At 60.7% G+C, this 13644-nt stretch carries 11 protein-coding genes; 4 read left to right on the forward strand and 7 right to left on the reverse strand.

The genetic code is table 11. The features are described 5' to 3' along the window. Positions 1-3: 3 nt before the first annotated feature. The 4 genes from JZX88_RS09580 to JZX88_RS09595 all read left to right on the forward strand — a co-directional run bounded on the left by JZX88_RS09580 (position 4) and on the right by JZX88_RS09595 (position 7266). A complete protein-coding gene (locus JZX88_RS09580; RefSeq protein ID WP_206913386.1) occupies positions 4-996 on the forward strand; it encodes an ABC transporter substrate-binding protein in 993 nt (330 codons plus the stop codon). A gap of 585 nt (positions 997-1581) precedes the next feature. Continuing rightward, positions 1582-2775: an efflux RND transporter periplasmic adaptor subunit gene (locus tag JZX88_RS09585; protein ID WP_206913387.1), complete on the forward strand. Its 1194-nt coding sequence runs from the start codon at positions 1582-1584 to the stop codon at positions 2773-2775. Positions 2776-2788: 13 nt separating this feature from the next. Further along, complete coding sequence (locus tag JZX88_RS09590; RefSeq protein ID WP_065114029.1) at positions 2789-6109, forward strand: efflux RND transporter permease subunit; 3321 nt, start codon at positions 2789-2791, stop codon at positions 6107-6109. 467 nt (positions 6110-6576) lie between these two features. Next, a complete protein-coding gene (locus tag JZX88_RS09595; protein ID WP_065114031.1) occupies positions 6577-7266 on the forward strand; it encodes a Crp/Fnr family transcriptional regulator in 690 nt (229 codons plus the stop codon). Between the two features lie 69 nt (positions 7267-7335). Here the strand turns inward: JZX88_RS09595 and JZX88_RS09600 are convergent, their stop codons facing one another. From JZX88_RS09600 to ureC, 7 genes are all read right to left on the reverse strand, one after another. Beyond that, positions 7336-8160: an MBL fold metallo-hydrolase gene (locus tag JZX88_RS09600; protein WP_206913388.1), complete on the reverse strand. Its 825-nt coding sequence runs from the start codon at positions 8158-8160 to the stop codon at positions 7336-7338. A 3-nt stretch (positions 8161-8163) separates the two neighbouring features. After that, complete coding sequence (gene ureG, locus JZX88_RS09605; RefSeq protein WP_065114033.1) at positions 8164-8775, reverse strand: urease accessory protein UreG; 612 nt, start codon at positions 8773-8775, stop codon at positions 8164-8166. 267 nt (positions 8776-9042) lie between these two features. Then, the gene (locus tag JZX88_RS09610; RefSeq protein WP_206913389.1) at positions 9043-9714 is read right to left on the reverse strand and encodes an urease accessory protein UreF; all 672 of its coding nucleotides are present in this window, start codon (positions 9712-9714) and stop codon (positions 9043-9045) included. A gap of 3 nt (positions 9715-9717) precedes the next feature. Next, positions 9718-10209, reverse strand: a complete 492-nt coding sequence (gene ureE / locus JZX88_RS09615; RefSeq protein ID WP_046797822.1) for an urease accessory protein UreE — start codon at positions 10207-10209, stop codon at positions 9718-9720. A gap of 353 nt (positions 10210-10562) precedes the next feature. After that, positions 10563-11099 (reverse strand): peroxiredoxin, encoded by a 537-nt coding sequence (locus tag JZX88_RS09620; RefSeq protein ID WP_046797821.1) that lies wholly within the window; start codon positions 11097-11099, stop codon positions 10563-10565. Positions 11100-11252: 153 nt separating this feature from the next. Then, the gene (locus JZX88_RS09625) at positions 11253-11873 is read right to left on the reverse strand and encodes a TIGR02117 family protein (protein WP_210347449.1); all 621 of its coding nucleotides are present in this window, start codon (positions 11871-11873) and stop codon (positions 11253-11255) included. Between the two features lie 57 nt (positions 11874-11930). Continuing rightward, positions 11931-13640: an urease subunit alpha gene (gene ureC / locus JZX88_RS09630; protein WP_206913392.1), complete on the reverse strand. Its 1710-nt coding sequence runs from the start codon at positions 13638-13640 to the stop codon at positions 11931-11933. Positions 13641-13644 lie beyond the last annotated feature (4 nt).

Genomic DNA, 13644 nt, shown 5'->3' on the forward strand with positions numbered 1-13644 from the left:
GCGATGAAAATGAAACTTGCATCCATGCTTCTTGCCGGCGCGTCACTCCTGACCCCATTCGGGGCTGAGGCCGCCGACAAGATCACCCTGCAGCTGAAATGGGTCACCCAGGCGCAGTTCGCCGGATATTACGTCGCCAAGGACAAGGGTTTCTACGAAGCCGAAGGCCTTGATGTCGACATCAAGCCCGGCGGCCCGGACATTGCGCCCGCGCAGGTTCTGGCCGGCGGCGGCGCGGATGTCATCGTCGACTGGATGCCATCAGCGCTAGCCACCCGCGAAAAAGGCGTGCCGCTGGTCAATATCGCCCAGCCATTCAAATCGTCAGGCATGATGCTGACCTGCCTGAAAGAAACCGGCATCACCAAGCCGGAGGATTTCAAGGGCAAGACACTGGGCGTCTGGTTCTTCGGCAATGAATATCCGTTCCTGTCGTGGATGGCGCACCTGAAAATCCCGACCACCGGCGGAGCCGATGGCGTGACCGTTCTGAAACAGGGCTTCAATGTCGATCCGCTGCTGCAAAAGCAGGCCGCCTGCATTTCCACCATGACCTACAATGAATATTGGCAGGTCATCGATGCCGGCATCAAGCCGGAGGAACTCGTCACCTTCAAATACGAGGCGGAAGGCGTGGCGACGCTGGAAGACGGACTCTATGTGCTTGAAGACAAGCTGAAGGACGCCAAGTTCAAGGAAGACATGGTCAAATTCGTCCGTGCCTCCATGAAGGGCTGGAAATGGGCGGAAGAAAACCCTGACGATGCCGCCGATATCGTTCTCGAAAACGACGCTTCCGGCGCGCAGACCGAAAAACACCAGAAGCGCATGATGGGCGAAGTGGCAAAACTCACCGCCGGTTCGAAAGGCGCGCTCGACAAGGCGGACTATGACCGTACCGTCAAGACGCTGCTCGGCGGCGGTTCCGATCCGGTCATCACCAAGGAACCGACAGGCGCCTTCACCACCGACATCACCGATGCGGCGCTGAAATAGTCGGACCGACCGCCAAATCACCGAACGCGCGGTATTTCCGCGCGTTCGGATTCACGAAGAAAATTTAAGACCTCTCCTCCGTCATGCCGGACTAGATCCGGCATCCAGCCACGGCGCGTCTGCGCCGTCATAAGAGTCTCTCGCGATCAAGGACTTGATCGCGCTGGACCCCGGATCTAGTCCGGGGTGACGGTATGCGGATGAAACGTTTTGCCAAAACGCACAGATTTTGCGAAACTTTACGAACAATGCAAACATGCAGCCGGCCGGACACTCCAGTGGTAACCCGTTTGACGAATTACAATATCCCGACCTATACAAAAATGTATATCAACCATCGCGGCTATGCGGATTGATTTGTACGACAACAACAATTAGAGTCCCGCCCACAAGACTGCCAAATTTGATCTTGTAAAAAAAGCACGAGGGCAAAGTGCTTAAGATTCGCGTTGAGGGGCGTTCGAATCGGGAGGATCGAAAAGGAAGTATTGTGATCCCTTGTTTCACATTCGTTATCGCATGACCTTTTAAGACACGCCCCAAGGCTGCAGGACATGCGATCGAATATTGCGCGAGCCACGACACATGCAGCATAAAGTCACGTTTAACCGCTTTGTATTCCTTCTTCTTTCCGCAACGGCGCTCCCCCTTTCCGCAGCCGCCGAGGGAGAGGCGCAGGCACCGGTCAAACAGCAGAACCTGCCCTCCATCATCGTGGCGCACGCCGCAAAACGCGATCTCGTGGACCGGATCATCGCGACGGGCACGATCCGCCCCGTGGATGAAATCTATGTCCAGCCGCTGGTCGATGGCCTGTCTATCGACACGCTGAATGCCGATATCGGCGACCGGGTGGAGGCGAATGCGGTTCTGGCCGTGCTGTCCTCCGACAGCCTCGTGCTGCAGAAGAGCCAGCTTGAGGCCAACAAGGCCAAGGCCGAAGCTTCCGTCACCCAGTCGAAGGCGCAGGTGCTGGAAGCACAGGCCAATCTCAACGACGCCATTCGCCAGCGCGACCGTGCCGCAAGGCTCGGCCAGAGCGGCTCCGGTTCCGTTTCCGAAACGGAAAAGACCGAGGCCGCCGCCCAGGTGGCGCAGGCGCGGCTGGATGCGGCCAAGCAGGCCGTTTCCGCCGGCGAGGCCGACATCAAGGTCGTCGACGCACAGATCGACGACATCGACCTGAAGCTGACGCGCACCGGCGTGAAAACCCCTGTTGCCGGCATCGTATCCGCCAAGAATGCCAAGGTGGGCGCAATTGCCAGCGGCGCCGGCAATCCGCTCTTCACCGTCATCAAGGACGGTGCGATCGAACTCGTGGCCGATCTTTCCGAAACCGATATCCAGAAGGTGAAGGCGGGCCAGAAAGCCTATTTGACGGTTGCCGGCGGAGCCACGAAAATAGAGGGCAAGGTGCGCCTCGTTTCGCCCACCGTCGATCCCACGACGCGCCTCGGTTCGGTACATGTGGTGCTGCCGGAAAACAGCCCGGCACGATCAGGCATGTATGCCAGCGCGGAAGTCATCGTCGAAGAGACGAACGCGCTCGCTTTGCCGCTGTCGGCCGTCACCTCCGGACGCGACGGCTCGACCACCCGCAGGGTGGAGGGCGACATCGTCAAGCAGGTGAAGATCGAGACCGGCATAGAAGACGGCGGTTTCATAGAGATTGTCAGCGGCCTTGCCGCTGGTGACAAGGTTGTCGAGAAAGCTGGAGCATTCGTGCGTGATGGTGACCGGATCAGACCGGTGGAAGCCCAGACGGCTGCGTCCAACTGACTGAGGGAATGAAATGAACTTTTCCGCATGGTCAATCCGTAACCCGATTGCGCCGCTTCTCGGCTTCGCGCTTTTGATGATCCTCGGCATGCAGGCCTTCAAGACCCTGCCGATCACCCGTTTTCCCAATATCGACGTTCCCGTCGTTGCCGTCACCGTGACCCAGAGCGGGGCTTCGCCCTCCGAGCTGGAAATGCAGGTGACGAAGGAAATCGAAGACGCCGTCGCCGCCATCAGCGGCGTCGACGAAATCCAGTCCACCGTGGTCGACGGCCAGTCGACGACGACAGTCGTCTTCCGTATCGAAAAGCGGACGGAAGAGGCGGTTCAGGACACGAAGGACGCCATCGACAAGATCCGCAGCGACCTGCCCGCCGATATCGAGGAGCCGATCGTCAGCAAGATCGACGTCGAAGGCCAGGCGATCCAGACCTTCGCCGTTTCCTCGCCCAACATGACGCTGGAAGAGCTGTCCTGGTTCGTCGACGACACGATCAAGCGCTCGCTGCAGGGCCAGTCCGGCATCGGCAAGGTCGACCGTTACGGCGGCGCGGACCGTGAAGTGCGTGTATCGCTGAGCCCCGAAAAACTGGATGCCTATGGCATCACGGCAAGCGAGGTGAACACCCAGCTGCGCGGCACCAATATCGATCTCGGCTCCGGCCGTGGCCAGATTGGCGGCAATGAGCAGACGATCCGCACGCTCGGCGACACGCGCGACGTGAGCCAGCTCGCCAACACCACGATTGCGCTCTCCAACGGCCGCTTCGTCAAGCTTTCCGAGCTGGGCACGGTGACCGATACTTATCAGGAACAGAAATCCTTCTCGCGCTTCAACGGCAACCCCGCCGTCACCTTCGCGGTGTTCCGTTCCAAGGGCGCAAGCGAGGTCTCGGTCGCCGAAACCGTGGCGGAAAGCCTTGCAAAGGTCCGCAAGGACCATCCGGACGTCTCGATCGAGATGGTCGACGACGCCGTCTATTTCACCTATGGCAACTACAAGGCGGCGCTGGACACGCTGATCGAGGGCGCGATCCTCGCCGTCATCGTCGTCCTACTCTTCCTCAGGAACTGGCGCGCGACGCTGATTGCCGCCGTCGCCCTGCCGCTTTCCGCGATCCCGACCTTCTGGATCATGGATATCATGGGCTTCTCGCTCAATCTCGTCAGCTTCCTGGCGCTGACGCTCGCCACGGGTATTCTCGTGGACGACGCCATCGTGGAAATCGAGAACATCGCCCGCCACATCAAGATGGGCAAGACGCCTTACCGGGCGGCGCTGGAGGCGGCCGATGAAATCGGCCTCGCCGTCATCGCCACCAGCTTCACCATCATCGCCGTCTTCGTGCCCGTCTCGTTCATGCCCGGCATTCCCGGCCAGTACTTCATCCAGTTCGGCCTCACCGTCGCCTTCTCGGTGTTCTTCTCGCTGGCGGTGGCCCGCCTCATCACGCCGCTGATGGCGGCCTATCTGATGCGCGCCGAAGACGCGATGGATGACCATCACGACAATGACAGCCGGCTGATGAAGGCCTATACGCGCATGGTTTCCGCCACCACCCGCAAGTGGTGGGCGCGTTACCTCACGCTCATCGGCGCGATCGGCTTCCTCGTCGCCTCCGTCATTCTTCTCGCGGGCGTTCCCGGCAGCTTCCTGCCGCCGGATGATGCCTCACGCGTCACGCTTTCGGTGGAACTGCCGCCCAATGCGACGCTGGATGAAACCGACCGGACGACGACCGAAATCTATCACGCCATCCGTGACATCAACGGCGTGGAAAGCGTCTTCATCCTCGGCGGCGCCTCGCCCAAGGGCGATCTGGAGCTTCGCCGCGCCACCGTCAACGTCATCCTCCAGCATATCGACCACTCGCTGCTGAAAACCCTCGTCAACAAGGGTCTCGGCTCCATTCCGCTGATCGGCCAGTATCTTCCGAAGGTGGAGGAAAAGGGTCGCCTGCGTCCGCAATGGGATGTCGAGCGGGATATCTTCGCGAAGGTGCGCGGCATACCGGATGTTCGCATCATCAAGCTGAACGACCGTGCGGAACGCGAACTGAGCTTCAACTTCCTCTCGAGCAACGAAAAGGATCTGAACGACGCCGTCGGCATCCTCGAAAGCCGCCTGCGCGCTTCGCCCATCCTTGCCAATGTCAGCTCGGAAGGCGCCTTGCCGCGGCCCGAACTGCAGATCCGCCCGCGCAAGGATGAAATCGCCCGTCTCGGCATCACGCCGCAGCAGATTTCGCAGACGGTGCGTGTCGCCACCATCGGCGATATCGACGCGCAGCTGACGAAGATTTCGCTTGATGACCGGCAGATCCCGATCCGCGTGCAGGCCTCGCTCGACACCCGCCGGGATCTGGCCACCATCCGCGCGCTGAAGATCAAGACAGCGTCCGGTTCGCTGGTGCCGCTCTACAGCGTTGCCGATATCGACTATGCGGAAGGTCCAAGCTCGATCAAGCGCAATGACCGCAACCGCGTCGTCTCCATCGGCTCGGATGTGCCCTTCGGCACGGCGCTCGATACATCGACGGCCGAATTCAAGCGGATCGTCGAGGAAACCAAGCTGCCGGCGAGCGTACGCCTTGCCGAAAGCGGCGACGCCAAGGTGCAGGGCGAAATGCAGCAGGGCTTCGTCAACGCCATGCTGCTCGGCCTGATGCTGGTGCTGGTCGTGCTCATCCTGCTGTTCAAGGATGTCATCCAGCCCTTCACCATCCTGTTCTCGCTGCCGCTCGCCATCGGCGGCGTGGCCGTCGCGCTCATCATCACGCAGAACGCGCTCTCCATGCCCGTTCTCATCGGCATCCTGATGCTGATGGGCATCGTGACCAAAAACGCCATCCTGCTGGTGGATTTCGCCATCGAGATGCGCCGCCACGGCATGGAACGGGTACATGCCATGATCGAGGCCGGCCGCAAGCGCGCCCGCCCGATCATCATGACCTCCATCGCCATGTCTGCGGGCATGTTGCCCTCGGCACTCGGCGTCGGCGAAGGCGGCTCGTTCCGCGCGCCGATGGCGATCGCGGTGATCGGCGGCATCATCGTCTCGACCGTGCTGTCCCTGATCGTGGTTCCGGCCTTCTTCCTGATCATGGACGACCTGTCGCGCCTGCTCGCCCACCTCTTCGGCCGCTTCGTCGGCAAGAAGGAAGAGGAGGAGGAAGCCCTCTCCAACGAGAAACTCTCGGAGATCGCCCGCGAAAACAGCTTGGCTCTCTCCTCGCTGGAGGCACGGGTCGCCAGCATGGAAAAGGGCAGCGGCGACAAAACCGCAGACAAGGGCAGCAACATATTGCGGCTGCCGCCGCTCGCTGCGGAGTGAAGCTCGCAGAATGAAGATTAAAACGCCGGGCCTTGTGCCCGGCGTTTTTATTTTGCCCGAAGCGTCGCCACACGTTTCTTCTCCCCGAGGGGGAGAAGGTGGCCCGAAGGGTCGGATGAGGGGGCAAGCTCTCGGTTTATCTCAACCGTCGCCCCCTCATCCCGCTGCCGCGACCTTCTCCCCCCTCGAGAAGAAGAAATATGCGGCACCCACCCGCTCCATATTCCTCCTCACACTCTTGAGCAGGAATGGTCTCGCCGCATTCCCGCTGCCCCAAATGACAACTCAAATCCTGTTTGATCGAAATCAATTCGCTTTTCAGATGAACTGCTAGTCTCCCTCGCATCGGGAATTGCCGGTCGAAGGATAATGTGATGAGCTCTTTTCAGATAGGCGTGAGGGAACACGAACATCCCCGGTTTCGTATCGCTTCTGACAGCCCGGCAAAAGGTTTGAGCGGGAGCCGGATGGACGTGAACAAGACCGTGAAGCTGAGCAACAGGGACAGGAACATTCTGCTGCGAGCGCCCTTGATCGGGATAGCGGATGACGCAGTGGCGTTGAAACTGATGGAGGCGGCGACCATCACCAATGTCAACGCCCGCCATGTGCTCTTCAAGGAAGGCGAAGCGGCGCAGCATTTTTATTGTGTTCTGTCGGGTTATGTCCGCCTTTACCGGCTGGACAGGCATGGGCGCGAGGCGGATGTGCGCGTCAGCGGTCCGGGCGATACGTTCAACGAATGCCTGATTTTCGGCAGCGACACCTATCGCTACAGCGCGCAGGCGGCGGAAAGCTGCACCGTGGCGCGTTTCGAACTCGCGAGAATCCGCACGTTGATCGATCAGGAGCCGGCAATCGCCAAGGCCGTCATGCGCTGCCTTTCCAACAGCCTGCTCGGCACCATGGATTGCATCGCCAACGATCGGTTGCAGACCGCGCCACAGCGCGTCGCGCACTATCTCATCAATCAGGGCCCGCGCGACGCGACATCCTTTTCGCTGCGGCTGCCGTTCCAGAAAAGCCTGCTTGCCGGCAAGCTCGGCCTTGCGCCGGAAGCCCTGTCGCGCGCCTTCTCGGCGCTGAAAAAATCAGGCGTCACCGTGCGTGGCCGCATCGTGCAGGTCAATGACGTCGCCGCGCTGAAGCAGATCTGAAAACACCGGGAGAGGACGAAGGGGAGATGCCCGTGCGCATCTTCCCTTCTGCATTCCGGAAAGCGGAAATCAGCCCGGCTGCGGCACGAACCGGAAGCCGTCGCCTTGCCGTTCAATCTGGAAAAAGCCGCCAAGATGACCGCCGGATACCAGCCAGCCGTGATCGGCCGCCTCGGTCAGCGCCGCAACACGGGTCGCATAGGCAAGTTCGGAATCGATATCGTAAACGAAAGCGATTTCAGGATCGTCAGCCTGCAATCCGCTCACATGCAGCACATCACCCCACAATAACAGCCGGTTATCGCCGCTGCCGATGAGATAGCCGGCATGTCCCGGCGTGTGGCCGGGCATGGCGATCGCCTCGATATCCTCGGCAATCATGCCCATGGGGATCGGTCGCAGCATGGCACCGCAAATATCGAGCAGCCGGGCGGCGAGATCGAAACCGCCCTGCCGGGCAGGCGGCAGGCTCTTGCGGGCATCCACACTGGAGAAAAAGCCAAGATCGGCCTCCGGCACCCATATTTCCGCATTGGGAAAATAGGGCTTGTCGCCATCAATGAGACCCAACGCATGGTCGCCGTGAATATGGGTGAGGATGACACGCCTTACATCGGCCGGCTGAATACCGGCGGTGATCATTGCCGCGCGGGCATGGCCATAGGCGGCGCCCCAGGCCGTGCCACAACCGGCATCGATCAGCCAGATGCCATCAGGCCCGGAGAGCGCAAAACAATTGACATCCACATCCACCGTCTCGCCTTCAAGCCCGGCGAGAACCGCGGCCAGCGCCGTCTCGCCCTGCCGATGGATGAGATGGCCGACCGGCGCCTTGTAGACGCCGTCGACAAAACGGGAGACGGCATAGGGGCCGAAATGAAGAGGCGTATTCATGGCTCAGAGACCACCCTGCTCTTTCAGGAAACCGACAATGCGCTCCACCCCATCGCCGCGCTTCATATCGGTGAAGACGAAGGGCATGGCATTGCGCATGCGGGTCGCATCATTGTCCATGACAGTCAGATCTGCCCCGACATAAGGCGCAAGGTCCTTCTTGTTGATGACCAGAAGATCGGAGCGGGTGATGCCCGGCCCGCCCTTGCGCGGAATTTCTTCACCCTGGCAGACGGAGATCACATAGATGGTGATATCGGCAAGATCGGGCGAAAAGGTCGCGGCGAGATTGTCGCCACCGGATTCGATGAAGACAACATCCAGATCGGGAAAGCGCGCATTGAGCCCGGCAATCGCCTGCAGATTGATCGTCGCATCCTCGCGGATCGCGGTATGCGGGCAACCGCCCGTCTCCACGCCGACAATCCGTTCCGATGGCAGCGCCTGCATGCGCACCAGCGCCTCGGCATCCTCCTTGGTGTAGATATCATTGGTAACGACGGCGACGGAATAATCAGCGCTCATCGCCTTGCAGAGCTTTTCCGTCAGCGCCGTCTTGCCCGAACCAACCGGCCCGCCAATGCCAACGCGCAGCGGGCCATTGCCCGATTTCATGCCCGATTTCACGACTGTGTTTCCTTCACTATGCTTTGGTATTTTCTACCTTAATGCCTTGGACCAACGCTTCAAAAGAAAGCAAGAACCGTGCCGCCTGTTTCTTCTCCCCGAGGGGGAGAAGGTGGCCCGAAGGGTCGGATGAGGGGGCAACGCCAGCGATAAACTGAGAGCTCGCCCCCTCATCCCGCTGCCGCGACCTTCTCCCCTTCGGGGAGAAGAAACAAGTGGCATGCGCCCGCTCCAAGGATTGCCGTACTGTCTCCTTCAGGAACGGAAAAGCCGCGTGCCCTGAACCTCGTGGCGCATCGCCGCCGTATCGGCAAGGATCGTGGCGCTGCCGAGGTCATCCAGCGTGGATTGCACGGCCCGTGCCGCCATCTCCGCAATCACCGCCTCGCCTGCGGCCAGAATGGCGACGCCATCCTTCTGGCCTGCGACGCCGAGGCGGATGCCGGCCGAAACCATTTGCGAGACGCCGGCATGTGCGAAAGCGGCAAGCGTTTCCTTGAGCGGCACCCCATGCGCGGCGGCCACGGCCCCGACGGCGACAGGATATGGACATTCCTCCGGCAAAACCTCGAGAACCGCATGCGGCCATGCGCTGGCGGCGGCAACGAAGGCATCACCCAGAAGCACCGTTTCACGATATCGCTCCGCCGAGCCGGCCAGCGCCCGCGCCAGAGCGGCCGTTTCATTCAGGGCGACGGCATCGCTGGCCCTGCGCCAGCCTTCCGCCAGAAACACCGCATCGTTCCACAGGCTGCCGTGGCGCAAAAGCGTCTCCACCCAGCCGCCCAGTTCAGCGGCATCACGCACACGCCGGTCCTCAACCGCCTTTTCCAGCCCGCCGGAATAGGAAAAACCGCCCACCGGGAAAGCCGGCGACAGCCAGGCCATCAGCCGCAGCAGCGCGGCAACGCCGCGATCGTCGCTCACGGATCAGCCGTGATCGTGATGGTGGTGATCATGGCCGTGCCCGTGACCATGGGAATGGCCGCCATGGGCGTGATAGGCACCGCGCGCCGGCTGGAAAGGTTCTTCCACCTCGCGCACGGTGGCGCCGAGACCTTCGAGCATGGCGCGGATGACGTGATCACGCAGGATGAGAATGCGCTCCTCCTCGATTTGCGCCGAAAGATGCCGGTTGCCCAGATGCCAGGCAAGCTCGATCAGGTGAAGCCGATCCTTCGGCGTGATTTCAAACAGCTTTTCAGCCGCGGCCCGAACCTCGATCAGATCGCCGTTTTCCACCACCAGCAGATCGCCATGGGCAAACAGCACGGCTTCCTTCAGATCGAGCATCACCATCTCGTCATTTTGCAGATGCAGCAGCTTGCGGCGCAGATGCCGCTGGTCATGCGCCAGCGTGACATAACCGGAAGGCTCGTCGCCAGGGGTTCCGGCGGGATGGTAAGAGGTGACGCGCAGCATGGGATGATCCGTTCGAAAACTGTCTTGGGAAGACGATTTTTGACGGATCGCCGGGGTGATTTCAAGGCGCGATTTCAGAACATCGAAAAGACTATTGGCATCGTCGGCCGGGAGGGGTGACGATATCAAAAAACCTCTCTTCCGTCATGCCGGGCTTGACCCGGTATCCAGCCACGGCGCGTCTGCGCCGTGAGAAGACTCGCCTGCGATCAAGGACTTGATCGCGCTGGACCCCGGATCAGGTCCGGGGTGACGGAATGTGGAGAGGCCCTTGCGCCAAAGATCAACACGCCTCAGAAAACGAAAAAGCCCGGCATTGCTGCCGGGCCTTCACAAAATAACAAAACCGCAAATCAGGCCGCAGCGCGGCTTTTCAGGTTTTCGAGAATGTTCTGCGGCGCGGAAACGCCGTAAGGGTCGGATTCGCAATTGTCCTGATAACCCTCTTCCTCGAACCACTGCTCCACCAGACCGTCATTGATGACGGCGGCGTAGCGCCAGGAGCGCATGCCGAAACCGAGATTATCCTTGGCGACCAGCATGCCCATCTTGCGGGTGAACTCGCCCGAACCGTCAGGAATGACCTTGACGTTTTCGAGGTTCTGGCCCTTTGCCCAGGCATTCATGACGAAGGCATCGTTGACCGAAAGGCAATAGATCTCATCGACGCCGAGCGCGCGGAACTCGCCCGCCAGCTTTTCGAAATCGGGAAGCTGATAGGTCGAGCAGGTCGGCGTAAAAGCGCCCGGCAGCGAAAACAGAACGACCTTCTTGCCCTTGAAATAATCGTCGGAGGTCATGTCCTGCCAGCGGAACGGGTTGGGGCCGCCAACGGCCTCGTCGCGAACGCGCGTGCGGAAAGTTACGGCGGGCACTTTTTTGCCGAGCATGTCTTTTCTCCTGATCAGGTGTTTTACGCGGATCGCTTGGGATCAATCCGCGCGGAATTCTTTTGCCGTTTCCATAGCGCAAGATGCGCTGCGGTGCAGCATAAAAATCGGATTTAAGTCATCGAATGTACGAAATGTCGCATCGGCACGGGATCAATTGTGGAGATCGACCGACCAGCGCAGCAACGGCGGCAAGGGCGTCCACCAGCCGGTCCGAATACCGGCCTTACGCAACATTGCGGACGACCACGTGTTGCAGCCGGCCAGCGCATTAAACCAGCCATTCGCCTCGAAAAACGCGTCGGTCAGACCATAGGCGGCCCCGGGGACAAGCTGGACCTTGCCGTCATTTCTGACAAAACTTGCGCTGATACCCGCGAGAAGACGCTGATAACCCTCTTCAGAAATGCGAAGCCGTTTCACTCCGGCCATATTGGCGGGAAAGTCTCCCGTCACGTCCACATGCACCACCGACCGGTCCAGCGTAAACGAGTGCAGCACCGGCATCGGTTTCAGATCGGCCCAGGTGGGCGTCTCTATATAAAACGACCGTCCACCCCAGCCAAACACCAGATAGGCGGCAGCGGGATGATTGACCGCTATCCCATCCTCCTGCAATTCGGAAAACACCCGCCGCAGATCGTCATCCACCGGCAGCGCAATGTCCGTATGGATCGGGTTGGACAAGAGCAGGATTTCGCGATCCCTCACGCCGCTTGCATCATCGGCGAAAAAGGGGCGCGGCACCAAAGTGCCGAGCACAAGCAACAGCATGACCAGCAGCACGCCGCCGCCGATCCATCTGAGGGCAGTTCTCAACACAACGCCCCGTTAAAACAGGAAATAACGCTGCGCCATCGGCAGCACGGTGGCGGGTTCGCAGGTCAGCAATTCGCCATCCGCCCGCACTTCATAAGTCTCGGGATCAACCTCGATATGCGGCGTGAGCGAATTGTGGATCATCGACGCCTTGGAAATGCCGCCGCGCACATTCTTCACCGCCAACAGCTTCTTGGCGACGCCAAGGCGCTGGGCAAGACCGGCGTCCAGCGACGCCTGCGAGACGAAGGTGACCGAAGAATTGGTGCGCAGCTTGCCATAGGCGGCAAACATCGGCCGGTAATGCATCGGCTGCGGTGTGGGAATGGAGGCATTCGGATCGCCCATCGGGGCAGCGGCAATCGAACCGCCAAGCAGCACCATCTCCGGCTTCACGCCAAAAAAGGCCGGGTTCCACAGGACAAGATCGGCGCGCTTGCCGACTTCGACCGAGCCGATCTCGTGGCTGACACCCTGCGCAATCGCCGGGTTGATCGTGTATTTGGCGATGTAACGGCGCACCCGGAAATTGTCGTTTTCGCCCACCTCTTCCTTCAGGCGGCCGCGCTGGCGTTTCATCTTGTCGGCGGTCTGCCAGGTGCGGATCGCCACCTCGCCGACACGGCCCATGGCCTGACTGTCCGACGAGATGATCGAAAACGCGCCGATATCGTGGAGAATATCCTCCGCCGCGATGGTCTCCTTGCGGATGCGGCTTTCGGCAAAGGCGATATCTTCCGGAATAGACGGCGACAGGTGGTGGCACACCATCAGCATGTCGAGATGCTCGGCCAGCGTATTGACGGTATAGGGCCGCGTCGGGTTGGTGGAAGACGGGATGACATTGGGGTTGCCGCAAACCTTGATGATATCAGGCGCGTGCCCGCCGCCCGCTCCTTCGGTGTGGAAGGCGTGAATGGTGCGGCCCCTGATGGCGGCGACCGTGTCTTCCACGAAGCCGCTCTCGTTCAGCGTATCGGTGTGGATCATCACCTGCACGTCATATTCGTCGGCGACCGTCAGGCAATTGTCGATGGCGGCAGGCGTCGTGCCCCAGTCCTCATGCAGCTTCAGCGAAGACGCGCCGGCAAGGATCATCTCCTCCAGCGGCGCGGGCAGCGAGGCATTGCCCTTGCCGGCCAGTGCCAGATTCATCGGAAAAGCATCGAAGCTCTCGATCATCCGCTCGATATGCCATGCGCCGGTGCAGGTGGTGGCCAGCGTGCCATGCGCTGGGCCGGAACCGCCGCCCAGCATGCAGGTGATGCCGCTCATCAGCGCTTCCTCGATCTGCTGCGGGCAGATGTAATGGATATGCGCATCCATGCCGCCGGCCGTCAGGATCCTGCCTTCACCGGCGATCGCCTCGGTCGAGGGGCCGACGATGATCGTCACGCCGGGCTGCGTGTCCGGGTTGCCGGCCTTGCCGATGGCGTGGATACGGCCGTTCTTCAGGCCCACATCCGCCTTGTAGATGCCGCTATGGTCGACGATCACGACATTGGTAATGACGGTATCGACAGCGCCTTCCGCCCGTGTCGCCTGGCTCTGGCCCATGCCGTCGCGAATGACCTTGCCGCCGCCGAATTTCACTTCCTCGCCATAGGTGGTGTGGTCCTTCTCGATCTCGATGAAGAGTTCGGTATCGGCAAGACGCACCTTGTCACCAACCGTCGGGCCGAACATGCCGGCATAGGCGGCGCGGGAAATCTTGTAAGGCATGGGC

It is taken from the genome of Agrobacterium sp. OT33, assembly GCF_017313365.1.
Classification (GTDB): domain Bacteria; phylum Pseudomonadota; class Alphaproteobacteria; order Rhizobiales; family Rhizobiaceae; genus Agrobacterium; species Agrobacterium rhizogenes_A.